Annotated in this window: 15 protein-coding genes and 1 pseudogene; 10 read left to right on the forward strand and 6 right to left on the reverse strand. The window is 46.2% G+C overall.

Translation table 11 applies throughout. The features are described from left to right. Positions 1-326: 326 nt before the first annotated feature. The 5 genes and pseudogenes from ACJHWR_RS16680 to nanC form a co-directional block, all read right to left on the reverse strand. Positions 327-977 carry a hypothetical protein gene (locus tag ACJHWR_RS16680; protein WP_001026378.1) on the reverse strand — a complete coding sequence of 217 codons (651 nt, stop codon included), beginning with the start codon at positions 975-977 and terminating at the stop codon, positions 327-329. Between the two features lie 169 nt (positions 978-1146). After that, positions 1147-1828: pseudogene (locus tag ACJHWR_RS16685) on the reverse strand (hypothetical protein). 122 nt (positions 1829-1950) lie between these two features. Continuing rightward, the gene (locus ACJHWR_RS16690; RefSeq protein ID WP_000991457.1) at positions 1951-2931 is read right to left on the reverse strand and encodes a sialate O-acetylesterase; all 981 of its coding nucleotides are present in this window, start codon (positions 2929-2931) and stop codon (positions 1951-1953) included. Between the two features lie 64 nt (positions 2932-2995). After that, complete coding sequence (nanM, locus tag ACJHWR_RS16695) at positions 2996-4102, reverse strand: N-acetylneuraminate epimerase (RefSeq protein ID WP_012311657.1); 1107 nt, start codon at positions 4100-4102, stop codon at positions 2996-2998. Positions 4103-4121: 19 nt separating this feature from the next. Then, entirely contained in the window at positions 4122-4838 is a 717-nt protein-coding gene (nanC, locus tag ACJHWR_RS16700) for an N-acetylneuraminic acid outer membrane channel NanC (protein ID WP_001295734.1), read from the reverse strand. 1454 nt (positions 4839-6292) lie between these two features. On the opposite strand from nanC, the gene fimB reads away from it, so the two are divergent. From fimB to fimH, 9 genes are all read left to right on the forward strand, one after another. Next, positions 6293-6895: a type 1 fimbria switch DNA invertase FimB gene (fimB, locus tag ACJHWR_RS16705; protein ID WP_000790574.1), complete on the forward strand. Its 603-nt coding sequence runs from the start codon at positions 6293-6295 to the stop codon at positions 6893-6895. Positions 6896-7372: 477 nt separating this feature from the next. Continuing rightward, on the forward strand, positions 7373-7969 hold the full coding sequence (gene fimE, locus ACJHWR_RS16710) for a type 1 fimbria switch DNA invertase FimE (protein WP_000044711.1): 597 nt from the start codon (positions 7373-7375) through the stop codon (positions 7967-7969). Positions 7970-8449: 480 nt separating this feature from the next. Next, entirely contained in the window at positions 8450-8998 is a 549-nt protein-coding gene (fimA, locus tag ACJHWR_RS16715; protein WP_000695535.1) for a type 1 fimbrial major subunit FimA, read from the forward strand. A gap of 64 nt (positions 8999-9062) precedes the next feature. Continuing rightward, the gene (locus tag ACJHWR_RS16720; RefSeq protein WP_000824095.1) at positions 9063-9602 is read left to right on the forward strand and encodes a fimbrial protein; all 540 of its coding nucleotides are present in this window, start codon (positions 9063-9065) and stop codon (positions 9600-9602) included. A gap of 36 nt (positions 9603-9638) precedes the next feature. Next, on the forward strand, positions 9639-10364 hold the full coding sequence (gene fimC, locus ACJHWR_RS16725; RefSeq protein WP_000066580.1) for a type 1 fimbria chaperone FimC: 726 nt from the start codon (positions 9639-9641) through the stop codon (positions 10362-10364). Positions 10365-10430: 66 nt separating this feature from the next. Then, positions 10431-13067 (forward strand): fimbrial usher FimD, encoded by a 2637-nt coding sequence (gene fimD / locus ACJHWR_RS16730; protein ID WP_000120953.1) that lies wholly within the window; start codon positions 10431-10433, stop codon positions 13065-13067. 9 nt (positions 13068-13076) lie between these two features. After that, positions 13077-13607, forward strand: a complete 531-nt coding sequence (gene fimF / locus ACJHWR_RS16735) for a type 1 fimbria minor subunit FimF (protein ID WP_001244821.1) — start codon at positions 13077-13079, stop codon at positions 13605-13607. A gap of 72 nt (positions 13608-13679) precedes the next feature. After that, positions 13680-14123 carry a fimbrial protein gene (locus ACJHWR_RS16740; protein WP_306307464.1) on the forward strand — a complete coding sequence of 148 codons (444 nt, stop codon included), beginning with the start codon at positions 13680-13682 and terminating at the stop codon, positions 14121-14123. A 19-nt stretch (positions 14124-14142) separates the two neighbouring features. Continuing rightward, the gene (gene fimH, locus ACJHWR_RS16745) at positions 14143-15045 is read left to right on the forward strand and encodes a type 1 fimbria D-mannose specific adhesin FimH (RefSeq protein ID WP_000832227.1); all 903 of its coding nucleotides are present in this window, start codon (positions 14143-14145) and stop codon (positions 15043-15045) included. A gap of 242 nt (positions 15046-15287) precedes the next feature. Here the strand turns inward: fimH and gntP are convergent, their stop codons facing one another. After that, the gene (gene gntP / locus ACJHWR_RS16750; RefSeq protein WP_000558251.1) at positions 15288-16631 is read right to left on the reverse strand and encodes a gluconate permease GntP; all 1344 of its coding nucleotides are present in this window, start codon (positions 16629-16631) and stop codon (positions 15288-15290) included. 339 nt (positions 16632-16970) lie between these two features. Here gntP and uxuA point away from each other — a divergent pair, with 339 nt between their 5' ends. Continuing rightward, complete coding sequence (gene uxuA / locus ACJHWR_RS16755; protein ID WP_000438582.1) at positions 16971-18155, forward strand: mannonate dehydratase; 1185 nt, start codon at positions 16971-16973, stop codon at positions 18153-18155. Positions 18156-18167: the final 12 nt, after the last annotated feature.

Genomic DNA, 18167 nt, shown 5'->3' on the forward strand with positions numbered 1-18167 from the left:
ATGTGGATGATTTTTGGATGGGGTAACACACTGGACAAATATAGCTGGCACGAAAAGGCTGGCATTTTCTGGTGACCAATAGTCTTTGGAATCATGATTATAAAACAAACACCTTAAATTTTAAACGTATGATGCCAGGATTACCAGAATTATAAACGAATGTATGAGTTCTTTTCTGTTTGTTCTGGGGAGGGTATAAATATTGTAATTGTTAATAGTATCGTCAGGACGATAAAAATATAATCATGACAAAGGAAATTGAACTAAAATGATTGACCTTTTACAGGTGGTTTGTCAGTGATTTCTTGTTATTAATGATTCATCTCTTATTCATGAACTGAATTATTCGTATGGTTACTGTTACTATTGCGATAAATCGCAATTCCTTTTCTTAATTGTTCGACATTCATTTCGATTTTTGACTTTTCAATGAGCAGGTTTTTTCCGGTAAGAATATATCCAGGAAGTATGCTTATTCCTTTCCAGACTAATTCGCTATTCATCAGTTTGTACGTCGGAGTTGAAGGGATGGCATGTTTACGTGTTTGCTTTTTCGCGATGATGTTAAGGCATTTTCGCGCGATATCGCCGCCAACGAAAATAACTTTTATATTGGCAAAGAGTTCGAGCTCCCATTCTACAATAGGTGACCAGAGAATGATCTCCGCGGGTGTGGCTGTGATCTGTGTTTTAGGTAGTTTCAGTGCGGAGGTCAGGTAGATACCATGGTTGAGTAAGACTTCGCCACTACTTGCCGATAATCCAGCCAGCGCTAACTGTCGGGCGACAGTCGTAAAATAACCAGACTCTGGTGTATAAAAATCTTCTTGCGGTGTTATAGCTACCACCTCATTAATCATAACCATTTTTATGGTCGATGGCATAATTTCATAAGTGGGGAAATACAGTAATATATCTTTAGCCTGTTGAGGGTATTCTGCATAGATTCGGTCATGTAATGATTGACGGATATTCATGATTTATTTTCCGTATAAAATAGTAAGGTGATCGCCTGAATAAATGTAATCTCATATTTTGATGAGTATAGTGATTTTTTATTTCTCTGGTGAGGAATGAAGAAAATATCAATGGTGAGGATCGTCAGAGATTCAGGGAAAGTTAAGGCCAGTCAGAAACACAATGCCGTCACTTAAGCGGGGCGGCACTGTGTTTCACCGGATAACGGGTTTTTGATACCTTAACAGCCCTCGGCCTTGATAGTCGTGGGAACACCGCTTCCAGAGCACCCCGCAGATGCTCCAGCCGTTTCGGGATGGTTCCTGGTGACGCCGTATTTCCCTGCACTATCATTTCTGTCACGATAAACTGGAATGCGAACTTAAAGCTGATTTCTGACGCCGCTTTAGTTGCCTCACGCTGTATCGCTCCGCCGGTAGGCCGAGGTCATGGCATTCAGCAGAATGTGATTCCCAGATTCATTAACGCCACCAGACGCATGACCGGGTAGGCGCTCTGCCGCTCAGTGGATGTGTTGGCAGAGCCATAATATTCGCGCAACTCAGGTTCATAGGTGTCCTGAACTGTGCGCCATCAATGGCAAAAAGTTGCAGGCCGTGCCAGTCATCCTTCAGGTAACGTTCCGCGCCCCATGTCTGTGCGGTCTGGCGGAAGAGCCATTCCACCAGGGGGCCCCCACGCGCTGGCGCTCCTGGGTGACAGCGCTGCGGGCCAGCAGGCTAATCCCCGCTTCGCCATCCGCGCTCAGGTTAAGACGACAAATGGTCGCATGAGCAGAAAGCGTCAGGAGGTGCTGTATCCACTCGGTGGGAAGGTGCTCTGCAAACAGTTGCGTAGAGGGCGGTGGCATAAGCGGATGGTCTCTGAAAGTGGTATAAGAAAATGGCTCCTTGTTGTGAAAACCATTATAGTGCCGCACGCCGGAGCAGTTAAAAGCGTTGATGGATGCAAATAAATCAAATTAATGAACGCTCACCTTTCGCGCCAAAACTGCAAAATTGCTTCTACAAACTTGTCAGAAATAATCCCCCGACGGGCTGCCGCGCTGAAATGACTGCTTCGCAGTGCCGTCGTCCAGCTCTCCGGTGACCGGTACGCTGAACCGTAATATCCCGTGCTTAAATCGTCCGGGTCTTCAACAGGCGCGTTCGTCAGTCCTCTTTCACCTTGTTGCTGGAAGTCGACGAAAATAATATTGGCTAAAACATTATTTTGATAATTGCCATAAATAGCTTCATACGCATGAGGGAATTTTTCTTTCCAGTACCAGGTGGTATCGCCGCAAAACCACGGCGCGTCAGTAATATTATTAAGCTGAGAATGGTATTGTTTTAGATCCCTACGAAAGGCTTCAACCATATGATTAAAGTGTTGAGGGTGTGACGCGTAGTCACTGGTCGTTAAGTCAAATTCGCCTTGCATCCAGCATACGCCGAGGAATTTGTTCTGCGGATTTTTTGCCAGTGCGGCTCGCGTTCTGCTGACTAAATCCCGGTATAGCGGAGTATCCGATCCCCAACGACAAGCATCATGGCTGGCTCCGTGCCGTTCTGAATATGTCCCTTCGCTGCCCGCGGTAAAAGCCGATCCGCCACGGCAACACGGAACGATGAGAACCCCTGCGTTATCAGGAATAAAGGGCAGTAATTTTCGTGCAATATGCAGTGCCTGGCCAACGGTGCCGTACTGTGTTTGATGATTCGTTGCCAGAGGATGGTGATAACCCTGCATATCCTGAACATCGTGTGGGCAGTGAGTCAGAGGAATAATGTCGTTAAAGTGACATGACGGGCCTCCGGGATGCGTATGCGCAAATCTCGCTAATTGTTTAATTCTGGAATGAGGCGCATCTTCCCTGTCCGGTAATGGCAGTCCTTCGCCATACGCCATGGCATTAGACTGACCAGCAACGGTAAGAACATAGTAATAATCGGGCGATATTATTGCGTTCATATAATTTTCGCGTAATACAAATGACAAATTGATAGCAGGGCCCCTTTACCGGGGCCCTGAAGCGTTAGTTTTGTACTGTGACTTTATTATCCTTCACAGAAATTAAAACTGAATCCGTCACCGCTTTGCCGCCTGCAGTTTCACCGCCAATAATTAATAAACTATTATTCCAGGGCAATGATACTCCGTAGGCCCGACCTTGCGATAATTCACCCGATTTATCCCATTTCCCGTTATGCCAAAGATGAATATCAGTGCTATATGATTTTTTCAGGCCTTCATGCGCATAGTTCTTACCGTTCTGGTAATTTTCTCGTGAACCTTTGAATCCGGCCCCTCCGGCAAATATAAGAGAATCATTGCTTATCCCCGCAAAACCGCCAGCGACGCCATCTGGTGATGAGACGGGATCAAGCTTATTCCATTTTAAATTATTACCGGTGAAATCAAGTTCAAATACGGCATCCGTTCGCAATCCTGGTTTGGCTTCGCCATTAATAAGCCAGGTTTTATCACCTTTATTCACAACCGCCGCACCAGCCGTTCCGTACCAGGGAGATTCGCCAGCGTAACTCCATTGCTGTGTTGAGGGATCAAAAGACAACAGAAACTTATTGAAGAAATAATCTTCTGCTTTTTTGTCAAAATAGTGGGCGTTGATTTTATCTATAGCGGTTGAATCTTTTCCAGCCTCGTTGAGATCTTCAAAATAGCCATTGAAGATATTCTGGTTAACACCGCCAGTAACATAAGCCTTGCCGTTGTGTACAAAAGTCACATGGCCCGCCATGCCCATCGGCGCGTGCGACATCAATTTAACCCAGCTATTAGTTTTGGGGTTGTATTTGTGTACGTCATTAAATACCTGAGTCAAGCCCTCGCTGTTTTTGCCAATGCCGCCAAACACATACAGATTGCCATCAATAAATGCAGAGGTTGCTTGATCTCTCGGTCCACCAGGGAATGCAGCTAACGCTGTCCATTTTTTATCTTTGGCCTGTGTATCCAGCTTGTACCATGCTGTACCTGCGCTACCTAAACCAATGTAGACAGTGTCGTTATCAATTGCTCCGGTACCACTTTTAAATGGCACAGGAGTTTCCGGTAATACAGACGCGTTTGCGGCAAATGAAGCCATCATGATAGCAAGCGCCATTATTGTTTTATTCATTGTGACTGTCTCCTGTCTACTACAGTTTAAATGACACACCAATGCGATAACTGTTTTCCGATAAATTATCTCTGCCGTTGTAAACACCCTGGCGGTCAAGGTAGTCATATTCTATGTATGGCGTAATATCGGGCGTCATATGGTATTGTAGAACAAATGCATTTTCCGTCGCCCATTTCTTGTGGTTTGCATAGCGATAATCGTTCTGTTTGCTGTATAGCGTCGTTTGCCATGCGAAGGTGAAATCACTATTAATATGGTAAGTGACATATCCATCCCAACGATGAACGTTATCACGAGACATATCACCGGATAAGTCTTGTTGTCGGTAAGCTTTCCAGTCGTAACGATAGCGAATGCCAAAATTAAGATCTTTTGTCGCGTCCCAGGACAGTTTTACGTAGGGTCCGTAGCGTGTGCCGTTGCTGCTAAAATGCGTTAACATTCCCGGGCGCACCGTCCATTGATCATCAAGTTTAATCGCGTAATTAACTTCAACCTGAACATCATTGAGTGCGGCATTTTCCTTTTTATTATCATGAATGGTATTCCAGGTATTACTTTCCATGCTTGCCCACCATCCATTTTGCCATCCCTCACTGACTTTGAGTCGAGTCTCATAGGCATGGCTTCCGCTACGATATCCACCACGTACGTCCAGTGTCGCAGCCTGAGAAATTAATGGTGACGAAAAGCACAGTAATAATACGCCAGAAAGTATTTTAGCCTTTTTCATAAATTTCACTCATTTGTAGGATACAGAAAGCAATACAAAGCCCGCATAAACAATTAGCATTTATGTTGTGTAATATTTTTTGCCAGGCTTATAGTGTCTTTGGCAACGAGTAGCTGTATTTTATATTTTTTGTATAAGGTCTCCTGTGAAAATTCTCTTTCCACATTATTTAAATAAACAGAGAGCCAGATTAAATACCTGAGTATAAAATCTATTCTGATGTTTAATTGATTTGAATGTTCGTAAGCTATATCACTTACTCAATTCATTTTACCCAGAGTCATAAAATAGAGTGTCTGTTGATCTCATTTTCATATTCCTTTCTGACTGAAGTGCGTTTTCATCACCCGATGAGAAAGAACTGAAGTGATGTTTGCCATAGATTACGAGATGCCCAGTCTCATTGACTATCGTGGTGCACCTTTATACCTGTTATACCAGATCAAAAATCACGCAATCCATACAACAAAACCAGATTTGCAATTCGTGTCACAAAATATGTCGATCTTTTTCTAAGAAGAAGATGCCATGTGAAGCCAGACGAACACTTGCGGTGGTCTTCAAAAAACTAAAGATTTTCTTTTAACTATCTGTTTTATAAAAATTTTATTTAGAATCTAAACAAGGAAAGCTTTGCAAGCTAACGCAGTGAGCTTGGTGATAATAAGGGTTTACCCGCCATCAGGCTGAGCATAATTCTCATCATGAAATATGTTTCTTGGTTTGTGGTTTGTAACTGGTCACTCCTGATGTCGATCTGGAGAGGCTTGTTGATGTTGGTGTTTTCAGGATGATGTTTCACTTAGTTTGTTTGCCGTATCGCCCGGCGAATAGCTGTGATTGAGGAAGGTTTAAGTCGTAGTGACCAAAGCCATATTTACCAACGGATGTAGATGAAAAAATCATCTCCTGCGTTCCCCCATATCTCCAGGATAAAAAGGAATGTAACAATCTCATGGCGTAAGCTGATGAACCAGGCAGGAATAATCGCTAGGGACCTAAGAATTAGCATGATAATAGCCACTAAGAAATAACTGCGTTCCATGAAATAGCCATTTTGTGGCAAATGCAGTTGACTAATAATGTCATATGTGAGACGGCTAGTTGAACGAATATTAAATTTTGCTGAATTTTTTATGTTGATTTTACTTGTTACAGAACATATCACATGATATATAGATAAGATTAGTTGCATTAATGATGAGGGTTATTATTAGATTCGTATCAGATTGATAAATATATAAAGGTACATAGCATGCAAGAGCATGGCGTTTGTATGGCAAAGTTATTATAAGTAACTATCGCTACTCCATTTAAGTTCGCTCAGAAGAACTGGTCCACTTACGTTAGTTATTAAGCAAACGTTCGCTTTTATAAACATAATCAGGATTAAAATGTTGGATTATTGCTAACTCAGCACAGCTAGTGCGCGTCTGTAATTATAAGGGAAAACGATGAAGAATAAGGCTGATAACAAAAAAAGGAACTTCCTTACCCATAGTGAAATCGAATCACTCCTTAAAGCAGCAAATACCGGGCCTCATGCTGCACGTAATTATTGTCTGACTTTGCTTTGTTTTATTCATGGTTTCCGGGCGAGTGAAATTTGCCGATTGAGGATTTCGGATATTGATCTTAAGGCAAAGTGTATATATATCCATCGATTAAAAAAAGGCTTTTCAACAACGCACCCGCTATTGAACAAAGAAATTCAGGCTTTAAAAAACTGGTTGAGTATCCGTACTTCTTATCCGCATGCTGAGAGCGAGTGGGTATTTTTATCACGTAAGGGGAATCCACTTTCTCGGCAACAGTTTTACCATATTATCTCGACTTCCGGTGGTAATGCCGGGTTGTCACTGGAGATTCATCCGCACATGTTACGCCATTCGTGTGGTTTTGCTTTGGCGAATATGGGAATAGATACGCGACTTATCCAGGATTATCTTGGGCATCGCAATATTCGTCATACTGTCTGGTATACCGCCAGCAATGCAGGGCGTTTTTACGGCATCTGGGATAGAGCCAGAGGACGACAGCGTCACGCTGTTTTATAGAGATAGTTGAGATACCATGGATGGTGTTAAAAACTACATTATTCTTACGATATATCAAAAATGATTAACCATTTATTAATTGATGTTATTGTAAGTGTAATTCTTAATTATCATAATAAACATTAAGTTAACCATATCCATACAAAATACAATGGTTTATGTTCTTCAAAATAAATAAACAAAATCATTCATAAATTTACACATCACTTAAATTCTCCTGTTTCCACACTTTTTTCTTTATTTTTTAAGCAACTGGAAGTTAATCTTCTGCAATCTATTGTTATATTGAATCAAATCAATGAAAATAGATGTTGTCACATCGGTGATATTTTATTTTTGTATGATATTTAATGTAATTGACTGATAGCCACATCACTTCGTGTATGGTTATCTTTTTATCTATTGGGCTAATTTTGACCGATTGAGGTTTCCTATAGGTATTCATTCAAATATATCTCAGTCAGGAGTACTACTATTGTGAGTAAACGTCGTTATCTTACCGGTAAAGAAGTTCAGGCCATGATGCAGGCGGTTTGTTACGGGGCAACGGGAGCCAGAGATTATTGTCTTATTCTGTTGGCATATCGGCATGGGATGCGTATTAGTGAACTGCTTGATCTGCATTATCAGGACCTTGACCTTAATGAAGGTCGAATAAATATTCGCCGACTGAAGAACGGATTTTCTACCGTTCACCCGTTACGTTTTGATGAGCGTGAAGCCGTGGAACGCTGGACCCAGGAACGTGCTAACTGGAAAGGCGCTGACCGGACCGACGCTATATTTATTTCTCGCCGCGGGAGTCGGCTTTCTCGCCAGCAGGCCTATCGCATTATTCGCGATGCCGGTATTGAAGCTGGAACCGTAACGCAGACTCATCCTCATATGTTAAGGCATGCTTGCGGTTATGAACTGGCAGAGCGTGGTGCAGATACCCGTTTAATTCAGGATTATCTCGGGCATCGAAATATTCGCCATACTGTGCGTTATACCGCCAGTAATGCTGCTCGTTTTGCCGGATTATGGGAAAGAAATAATCTCATAAACGAAAAATTAAAAAGAGAAGAGGTTTGATTTAACTTATTGATAATAAAGTTAAAAAACAAATAAATACAAGACAATTGGGGCCAAACTGTCCATATCATAAATAAGTTACGTATTTTTTCTCAAGCATAAAAATATCAAAAAACGACAAAAAGCATCTAACTGTTTGATATGTAAATTATTTCTCTTGTAAATTAATTTCACATCACCTCCGCTATATGTAAAGCTAACGTTTCTGTGGCTCGATGCATCTTCCTCATTCTTCTCTCCAAAAACCACCTCATGCAATATAAAAATCTATAAATAAAGATAACAATAGAATATTAAGCCAACAAATAAACTGAAAAAGTTTGTGCGCGATGCTTTCCTCTATGAGTCAAAATGGCCCCAAATGTTTCATCTTTTGGGGGGAAACTGTGCAGTGTTGGCAGTCAAACTCGTTGACAAAACAAAGCGTACAGAACGACTGCCCATGTCGATTTAGAAATAGTTTTTTTAAAGGAAAGCAGCATGAAAATTAAAACTCTGGCAATCGTTGTTCTGTCGGCTCTGTCCCTCAGTTCCGCAGCGGCTCTGGCTGATACTACGACGGTAAATGGTGGGACCGTTCACTTTAAAGGGGAAGTTGTTAACGCCGCTTGCGCAGTTGATGCAGGCTCTGTTGATCAAACCGTTCAGTTAGGGCAGGTTCGTACCGCATCGCTGGCACAAGAAGGAGCAACCAGTTCTGCTGTCGGTTTTAACATTCAACTGAACGATTGTGACACTACTGTTGCAGACAAAGCTGCTATTGCCTTCCTTGGTACCGCAATTGATGGAACTCATCCTAACGTATTAGCTTTGCAGAGTTCAGCTGCGGGTAGCGCAACAAAAGTTGGTGTGCAGATCCTGGACAGAACGGGTGCTGCGCTGGCGCTGGACGGTGCGACATTTAGTGCACAAACAACCCTGAATAACGGAACCAACACCATTCCGTTCCAGGCGCGTTATTTTGCAACCGGTGCCGCAACCCCAGGTGCTGCTAATGCGGATGCGACCTTCAAGGTTCAGTATCAATAACCTACCCAGGTTCAGGGACGTCATTACGGGCAGGGATGCCCACCCTTGTGCGATAAAAATAACAATGAAAAGGAAGAGATTATTTCTATTAGCGTCGTTACTGCCAATGTTTGCTCTGGCCGGAAATAAATGGAACACCACGTTGCCCGGCGGAAATATGCAATTTCAGGGCGTCATTATTGCAGAAGCTTGCCGGATTGAAGCTGGGGATAAACAAATGACGGTCAATATGGGGCAAATCAGCAGTAACCGGTTTCATGCGGTTGGGGAAGATAGCGCACCGGTGCCTTTTGTTATTCATTTACGGGAATGTAGCACGGTGGTGAGTGAACGTGTGGGTGTGGCGTTTCACGGTGTCGCGGATGGTAAAAATCCGGATGTGCTTTCCGTGGGAGAGGGGCCAGGGATAGCCACCAATATTGGCGTAGCGTTATTTGATGATGAAGGAAACCTCGTACCGATTAATCGTCCTCCAGCAAACTGGAAACGGCTTTACTCAGGCTCTACTTCGCTACATTTCATCGCCAAATATCGTGCTACCGGGCGTCGGGTTACTGGCGGCATCGCCAATGCCCAGGCCTGGTTCTCTTTAACCTATCAGTAATTGTTCAGCAGATAATGTGATAACAGGAACAGGACAGTGAGTAATAAAAACGTCAATGTAAGGAAATCGCAGGAAATAACATTCTGCTTGCTGGCAGGTATCCTGATGTTCATGGCAATGGTGGTTGCCGGACGCGCTGAAGCGGGAGTGGCCTTAGGTGCGACTCGCGTAATTTATCCGGCAGGGCAAAAACAAGTGCAACTTGCCGTGACAAATAATGATGAAAATAGTACCTATTTAATTCAATCATGGGTGGAAAATGCCGATGGTGTTAAGGATGGTCGTTTTATCGTGACGCCACCTCTGTTTGCGATGAAGGGAAAAAAAGAGAATACCTTACGTATTCTTGATGCAACAAATAACCAATTGCCACAGGATCGGGAAAGTTTATTCTGGATGAACGTTAAAGCGATTCCGTCAATGGATAAATCAAAATTGACTGAGAATACGCTACAGCTCGCAATTATCAGCCGCATTAAACTGTACTATCGCCCGGCTAAATTAGCGTTGCCACCCGATCAGGCCGCAGAAAAATTAAGATTTCGTCGTAGCGCGAATTCTCTGACGCTGATTAACCCGACACCCTATTACCTGACGGTAACAGAGTTGAATGCCGGAACCCGGGTTCTTGAAAATGCATTGGTGCCTCCAATGGGCGAAAGCACGGTTAAATTGCCTTCTGATGCAGGAAGCAATATTACTTACCGAACAATAAATGATTATGGCGCACTTACCCCCAAAATGACGGGCGTAATGGAATAACGCAGGGGGAATTTTTCGCCTGAATAAAAAGAATTGACTGCCGGGTGATTTTAAACCGGAGGAATAATGTCATATCTGAATTTAAGACTTTACCAGCGAAACACACAATGCTTGCATATTCGTAAGCATCGTTTGGCTGGTTTTTTTGTCCGGCTCTTTGTTGCCTGTGCTTTTGCCGCACAGGCACCTTTGTCATCTGCCGAACTCTATTTTAACCCGCGTTTTTTAGCGGATGATCCCCAGGCTGTGGCTGATTTATCGCGTTTTGAGAATGGGCAAGAATTACCGCCAGGGACGTATCGTGTCGATATCTATTTGAATAATGGTTATATGGCAACGCGTGATGTCACATTTAATACGGGCGACAGTGAACAAGGGATTGTTCCCTGCCTGACACGCGCGCAACTTGCCAGTATGGGGCTGAATACGGCTTCTGTCTCCGGTATGAATCTGCTGGCGGATGATGCCTGCGTGCCATTAACCTCAATGATACATGACGCTACTGCGCAACTGGATGTGGGTCAGCAGCGACTCAACCTGACGATCCCTCAGGCATTTATGAGTAATCGCGCGCGTGGTTATATTCCTCCTGAGTTATGGGATCCCGGTATTAATGCCGGATTGCTCAATTATAATTTCAGCGGAAATAGTGTACAGAATCGAATTGGGGGTAACAGCCATTATGCATATTTAAACCTACAGAGTGGGTTAAATATTGGTGCGTGGCGTTTACGCGACAATACCACCTGGAGTTATAACAGTAGCGACAGTTCATCAGGTAGCAAAAATAAATGGCAGCATATCAATACCTGGCTTGAGCGAGACATAATACCGTTACGTTCCCGGCTGACGCTGGGTGATGGTTATACTCAGGGCGATATTTTCGATGGTATTAACTTTCGCGGCGCACAATTGGCCTCAGATGACAATATGTTACCCGATAGCCAAAGAGGATTTGCCCCGGTGATCCACGGTATTGCTCGTGGTACTGCACAGGTCACTATTAAACAAAATGGGTATGACATTTATAATAGTACGGTGCCACCGGGGCCTTTTACCATCAACGATATCTATGCCGCAGGTAATAGTGGTGACTTGCAGGTAACGATCAAAGAGGCTGACGGCAGCACGCAGATTTTTACCGTACCCTATTCGTCAGTCCCGCTTTTGCAACGTGAAGGGCATACTCGTTATTCCATTACGGCAGGAGAATACCGTAGTGGAAATGCGCAACAGGAAAAACCCCGCTTTTTCCAGAGTACATTACTCCACGGCCTTCCGGCTGGCTGGACAATATATGGTGGAACGCAACTGGCGGATCGTTATCGTGCTTTTAATTTCGGTATCGGGAAAAACATGGGGGCACTGGGTGCTCTGTCTGTGGATATGACGCAGGCTAATTCCACACTTCCCGATGACAGTCAGCATGACGGACAATCGGTGCGTTTTCTCTATAACAAATCGCTCAATGAGTCAGGCACGAATATTCAGTTAGTGGGTTACCGTTATTCGACCAGCGGATATTTTAATTTCGCTGATACAACATACAGTCGAATGAATGGCTACAACATCGAAACACAGGACGGAGTTATTCAGGTTAAGCCGAAATTCACCGACTATTACAACCTCGCTTATAACAAACGCGGGAAATTACAGCTCACCGTTACTCAGCAACTCGGGCGCTCATCAACACTGTATTTGAGTGGTAGCCATCAAACTTATTGGGGAACGAATAATGTCGATGAGCAATTCCAGGCTGGTTTAAATACTGCATTCGAAGATATCAACTGGACGCTCAGCTATAGCCTGACGAAAAACGCCTGGCAAAAAGGACGGGATCAGATGTTAGCGCTTAACGTCAATATTCCTTTCAGCCACTGGCTGCGTTCTGACAGTAAATCTCAGTGGCGACATGCCAGTGCCAGTTACAGCATGTCACACGATCTCAACGGTCGGATGACCAATCTGGCCGGTGTATACGGTACGTTGCTGGAAGACAACAACCTCAGCTATAGCGTGCAAACCGGTTACGCCGGGGGAGGTGATGGTAATAGCGGAAGTACAGGCTACGCCACGCTGAATTATCGCGGTGGTTACGGCAATGCCAATATCGGTTACAGCCATAGCGATGATATTAAGCAGCTCTATTACGGAGTCAGCGGTGGGGTACTGGCTCATGCCAATGGCGTAACGCTGGGGCAGCCGTTAAACGATACGGTGGTGCTTGTTAAAGCGCCTGGCGCAAAAGATGCAAAAGTCGAAAACCAGACAGGAGTGCGTACCGACTGGCGGGGTTATGCCGTGCTGCCATATGCCACTGAATATCGGGAAAACAGAGTGGCGCTGGATACCAATACCCTGGCTGATAACGTCGATTTAGATAACTCGGTCGCTAACGTTGTTCCCACTCGTGGGGCGATCGTGCGAGCAGAGTTTAAAGCGCGCGTTGGGATAAAACTGCTCATGACGCTAACCCACAATAATAAGCCGCTGCCGTTTGGGGCGATGGTGACATCAGAGAGTAGCCAGAGTAGCGGCATTGTTGCGGATAATGGTCAGGTTTACCTCAGCGGAATGCCTTTAGCGGGAAAAGTTCAGGTGAAATGGGGAGAAGAGGAAAATGCTCACTGTGTCGCCAATTATCAACTGCCACCAGAGAGTCAGCAGCAGTTATTAACCCAGCTATCAGCTGAATGTCGTTAAGGGGGCGTGATGAGAAACAAACCTTTTTATCTTCTTTGCGCTTTTTTGTGGCTGGCGGTAAGTCACGCTTTGGCTGCGGATAGCACGATTACTATCCGCGGCTATGTCAGAGATAATGGCTGTAGTGTGGCCGCTGAATCAACCAATTTTACTGTTGATCTGATGGAAAACGCGGCGAAGCAATTTAACAACATTGGCGCGACGACTCCTGTCGTTCCATTTCGTATTTTGCTGTCACCCTGTGGTAACGCTGTTTCTGCCGTAAAGGTTGGGTTTACCGGCGTTGCAGATAGCCACAATGCCAACCTGCTTGCACTTGAAAATACGGTGTCAGCGGCTGCGGGACTGGGAATACAGCTTCTGAATGAGCAGCAAAATGAGATACCCCTTAATGCCCCATCGTCCGCGATTTCGTGGACGACCCTGACGCCGGGTAAACCAAATACGTTGAATTTTTACGCCCGGCTAATGGCGACACAGGTGCCTGTCACTGCGGGGCATATTAATGCCACGGCTACCTTCACTCTTGAATATCAGTAACTGGAGATGCTCATGAAATGGCGCAAACGTGGGTATTTATTGGCGGCAATGTTGGCGTTCGCAAGTGCGACGATACAGGCAGCCGATGTCACCATCACGGTGAACGGTAAGGTCGTCGCCAAACCGTGCACAGTTTCCACCACCAATGCCACGATTGATCTCGGCGATCTTTATTCTTTCAGTCTCGTGTCTGCCGGTGCGGCATCGGCCTGGCATGATGTTGCGCTTGAGTTGACTCATTGTCCGGTGGGAACGTCGAGGGTCACTGCCAGCTTCAGCGGGGCAGCCGACAGTACCGGATATTATAAAAACCAGGGGACCGCGCAAAACATCCAGTTAGAGCTACAGGATGACAGTGGCAACACATTGAATACTGGCGCAACCAAAACAGTGCAGGTGGATGATTCCTCACAATCAGCGCACTTCCCGTTACAGGTCAGAGCATTGACGGTAAATGGCGGAGCCACTCAGGGAACCATTCAGGCAGTGATTAGCATCACCTATACCTACAGCTGAACCCAAAGAGATGATTGTAATGAAAAGAGTTATTACCCTGTTTGCTGTACTGCTGATGGGCTGGTCGGTAAATGCCTGGTCATTCGCCTGTAAAACCGCCAATGGTACCGCAATCCCTATTGGCGGTGGCAGCGCCAATGTTTATGTAAACCTTGCGCCTGCCGTGAATGTGGGGCAAAACCTGGTCGTAGATCTTTCGACGCAAATCTTTTGCCATAACGATTACCCGGAAACCATTACAGACTATGTCACACTGCAACGAGGTTCGGCTTATGGCGGCGTGTTATCTAATTTTTCCGGGACCGTAAAATATAGTGGCAGTAGCTATCCATTTCCGACCACCAGTGAAACGCCGCGCGTTGTTTATAATTCGAGAACGGATAAGCCGTGGCCGGTGGCGCTTTATTTGACGCCTGTGAGCAGTGCGGGCGGGGTGGCGATTAAAGCTGGTTCATTAATTGCCGTGCTTATTTTGCGACAGACCAACAATTATAACAGCGATGATTTTCAGTTTGTGTGGAATATTTACGCCAATAATGATGTGGTGGTGCCCACTGGCGGCTGCGATGTTTCTGCTCGTGATGTCACCGTTACTCTGCCGGACTACCCTGGTTCAGTGCCGATTCCTCTTACCGTTTATTGTGCGAAAAGCCAAAACCTGGGGTATTACCTCTCCGGCACAACCGCAGATGCGGGCAACTCGATTTTCACCAATACCGCCTCGTTTTCACCCGCGCAGGGCGTCGGCGTACAGTTGACGCGCAACGGTACGATTATTCCAGCGAATAACACGGTATCGTTAGGAGCAGTAGGGACTTCGGCGGTAAGTCTGGGATTAACGGCAAATTACGCACGTACCGGAGGGCAGGTGACTGCAGGGAATGTGCAATCGATTATTGGCGTGACTTTTGTTTATCAATAAAGAAATCACAGGACATTGCTAATGCTGGTACGCAATATTACCTGAAGCTAAAAACCTGCACGTTAGCCCTTTGTAGGCCAGATAAGACGCGTCAGCGTCGCATCTGGCATAAACAAAGCGCACTTTGCTGGTCTGTTCCCCTCACCCTAACCCTCTCCCCGGAGGAGCGAGGGGACTGGCCGGGCACATTTTTAGACTTTGTCATCAGTCAGAGCCTGCCATTGGCAGGCTCCGGTGTTCTTTTACGCTACCATGCTAATAATCAACACAATAATCAGCCCAACCACGGAGTTGACCAGCTCCAGCAGTCCCCAGGTTTTCAACGTGTCTTTTACCGACAGGTCAAAGTAACCTTTGAACAGCCAGAATGAGGCATCATTAATGTGGGTGAGGGTGTTGGAACCCGCAGCCGTCGCCAGTACCAGCAGCGCCGGATTCACGCCAACCAGCTGACCGGTTGCTGGATCAAGGATTGCAGCACTGATAATCCCGGCGGCGGTCATCGCCGAAACGACACCCTGACCCGTCGCCAGACGAATTAGCACAGTGATCAGCCATGCCATGATGTAGGGCGAGATATTGCCGTGGGACATCAACATGCCGATGGTGTCGCCAATGCCGGTGTCGATGATGGTCTGCTTCAGCACGCCACCCGCACCGATGATCAGAATCACCATTGCAATACTCTTCACCGCGCTTTCAAAAGCGTTCATCACCCACTGCATGTCATGACCACGCGCGGTGCCAAAGAGTACGAATGCAACCACCATCGCAATAAACATTGCAATCGGCGAGGAACCGATAAAGTTAACCACTTCCCAGGCAGGGGTATCTTTTACCAGCCAGATATTGGCGATGGTGGTGGAGATCATAATGATCGCTGGGATCAGCGGCACCAGAATCGAAACGCCGAAAGAGGGCAGATTATTCATATCTACCGGTTGATCTGCTTTCAGGAATGATGGCGTTGGGCGCTCAAGATTGCCGAGGAACTTCGGCAGGATCAGACCTGCGCAGATTACACTTGGGATCGTCACCAGTACGCCATAGATATAAACCATCCCCATATCCGCGCCATAAGCATTCACCAGCGCCACCGGACCCGGCTGCGGTGGGAACAGTGAATGTGCTGTAGTGGCAGCTGCTACTGCCGGGATCGCCAGTTTCAGGAACGGAATTTTAGCTTCGGCGGCAATAACAATAACCAGCGGCGCTAACATGATAAAGGCCACTTCATAAAACATCGCCAGACCGAAAATCAGGCCGATGATAATCACCGACAGCTGTACATAGCGCAGACCGAGACGCGCCAGCAGCGTATGTGCTATCTGGTGAGCCGCGCCGGAGTCGACCATCAATTTACCGATGACCGCACCGAACACCACGATGATAGCCAGTTCCCCCAGCGTGTTGCCGAAGCCCGCTTTCATGGTGTGCAGCAGCGACATCAAATCCATGCCCGCCAGCATCCCGACGGACAGCGCCGCCACCAACAAAGCCACCATTGAATTGATTTTGAACTTCAAATTCAGTACCAGCATCAGACCAATGCCGAATACCACCCAGAGAATGTTAAGCACATGCATAACGTTTTACCTTACCTGGTTGAACCGTTGTTATTTTGGGCGACATGTTATGTAAATTGGTCAACCATTGTTGCGATGAATGTCACATCCTCTGATCAATAACCATCGATTACTCTTTGCTGCAATTTGCAGCAACAACCATGAGAGTGAAATTCTTGTGATGTGGTTAACCAATTTTAGAATTCGGGTTGACATGTCTTACCAAAAGGTAGAACTTATACGCCATCTCATCCGATGCAACGCCACGGCTGCGGTCTGGTTGTTCATCCGGATACCTAAACAACTCCGGGGCTCCACGTCTCTTTGCTGTGGAACCCACTATGTGAAAGAGGAAAAATCATGGAACAGACCTGGCGCTGGTACGGCCCAAACGATCCGGTTTCTTTAGCTGATGTCCGTCAGGCGGGCGCAACTGGCGTGGTTACCGCGCTGCACCATATCCCGAACGGCGAAGTATGGTCCGTAGAAGAGATCCTCAAACGCAAGGCGATCGTTGAAGACGCAGGCCTGGTGTGGTCTGTCGTTGAAAGCGTACCAATTCACGAAGATATCAAAACCCACACTGGCAACTATGAGCAGTGGATTGCTAACTATCAGCAGACCCTGCGCAACCTGGCGCAGTGCGGCATTCGCACCGTGTGCTACAACTTCATGCCGGTGCTCGACTGGACCCGTACTGACCTCGAATACGTGCTGCCAGACGGCTCCAAAGCTCTGCGCTTCGACCAGATCGAATTCGCTGCATTCGAAATGCATATCCTGAAGCGTCCAGGCGCGGAAGCGGATTACACCGAAGAAGAAATTGCTCAGGCCGCTGAACGCTTCGCCACTATGAGCGACGAAGACAAAGCGCGTCTGACCCGTAACATCATTGCCGGTCTGCCAGGTGCGGAAGAAGGGTATACCCTCGACCAGTTCCGTAAGCACCTGGAGCTGTACAAAGATATCGACAAAGCCAAACTGCGCGAAAACTTTGCTGTCTTCCTGAAAGCGATTATTCCAGTTGCTGAAGAAGTTGGCGTGCGTATGGCGGTTCACCCGGACGATCCGCCGCGCCCAATCCTCGGCCTGCCGCGCATTGTTTCTACCATTGAAGATATGCAGTGGATGGTTGATACCGTAAACAGCATGGCGAACGGTTTCACCATGTGCACCGGTTCCTACGGCGTGCGTGCTGACAACGATCTGGTTGATATGATCAAGCAGTTTGGTCCGCGTATTTACTTCACCCATCTGCGCTCCACCATGCGTGAAGATAACCCGAAAACCTTCCACGAAGCGGCGCACCTGAACGGTGACGTTGATATGTACGAAGTGGTGAAAGCGATTGTTGAAGAAGAACACCGTCGTAAAGCGGAAGGCAAAGAAGACCTGATCCCGATGCGTCCGGACCACGGTCATCAGATGCTGGACGACCTGAAGAAGAAAACCAACCCAGGTTACTCCGCAATTGGTCGTCTGAAAGGCCTGGCCGAAGTTCGCGGTGTCGAACTGGCGATCCAGCGCGCTTTCTTTAGCCGTTAATATCCACCGGCA

This window comes from Escherichia sp. WS568, from assembly GCF_046486085.1.
GTDB classification, from domain to species: Bacteria; Pseudomonadota; Gammaproteobacteria; order Enterobacterales; family Enterobacteriaceae; genus Escherichia; species Escherichia coli.

What these genes read in the sequence shown, in the direction of transcription:
- ACJHWR_RS16680 (WP_001026378.1), bottom strand. Translation starts at nt 977, where the DNA reads ATGAATATCCGTCAATCATTACATGACCGAATCTATGCAGAATACCCT.
- ACJHWR_RS16690 (WP_000991457.1), bottom strand. Translation starts at nt 2,931, where the DNA reads ATGAACGCAATAATATCGCCCGATTATTACTATGTTCTTACCGTTGCT.
- nanM (WP_012311657.1), bottom strand. Translation starts at nt 4,102, where the DNA reads ATGAATAAAACAATAATGGCGCTTGCTATCATGATGGCTTCATTTGCC.
- nanC (WP_001295734.1), bottom strand. Translation starts at nt 4,838, where the DNA reads ATGAAAAAGGCTAAAATACTTTCTGGCGTATTATTACTGTGCTTTTCG.
- fimB (WP_000790574.1), top strand. Translation starts at nt 6,293, where the DNA reads ATGAAGAATAAGGCTGATAACAAAAAAAGGAACTTCCTTACCCATAGT.
- fimA (WP_000695535.1), top strand. Translation starts at nt 8,450, where the DNA reads ATGAAAATTAAAACTCTGGCAATCGTTGTTCTGTCGGCTCTGTCCCTC.
- ACJHWR_RS16720 (WP_000824095.1), top strand. Translation starts at nt 9,063, where the DNA reads ATGAAAAGGAAGAGATTATTTCTATTAGCGTCGTTACTGCCAATGTTT.
- fimD (WP_000120953.1), top strand. Translation starts at nt 10,431, where the DNA reads ATGTCATATCTGAATTTAAGACTTTACCAGCGAAACACACAATGCTTG.
- fimF (WP_001244821.1), top strand. Translation starts at nt 13,077, where the DNA reads ATGAGAAACAAACCTTTTTATCTTCTTTGCGCTTTTTTGTGGCTGGCG.
- fimH (WP_000832227.1), top strand. Translation starts at nt 14,143, where the DNA reads ATGAAAAGAGTTATTACCCTGTTTGCTGTACTGCTGATGGGCTGGTCG.
- gntP (WP_000558251.1), bottom strand. Translation starts at nt 16,631, where the DNA reads ATGCATGTGCTTAACATTCTCTGGGTGGTATTCGGCATTGGTCTGATG.
- uxuA (WP_000438582.1), top strand. Translation starts at nt 16,971, where the DNA reads ATGGAACAGACCTGGCGCTGGTACGGCCCAAACGATCCGGTTTCTTTA.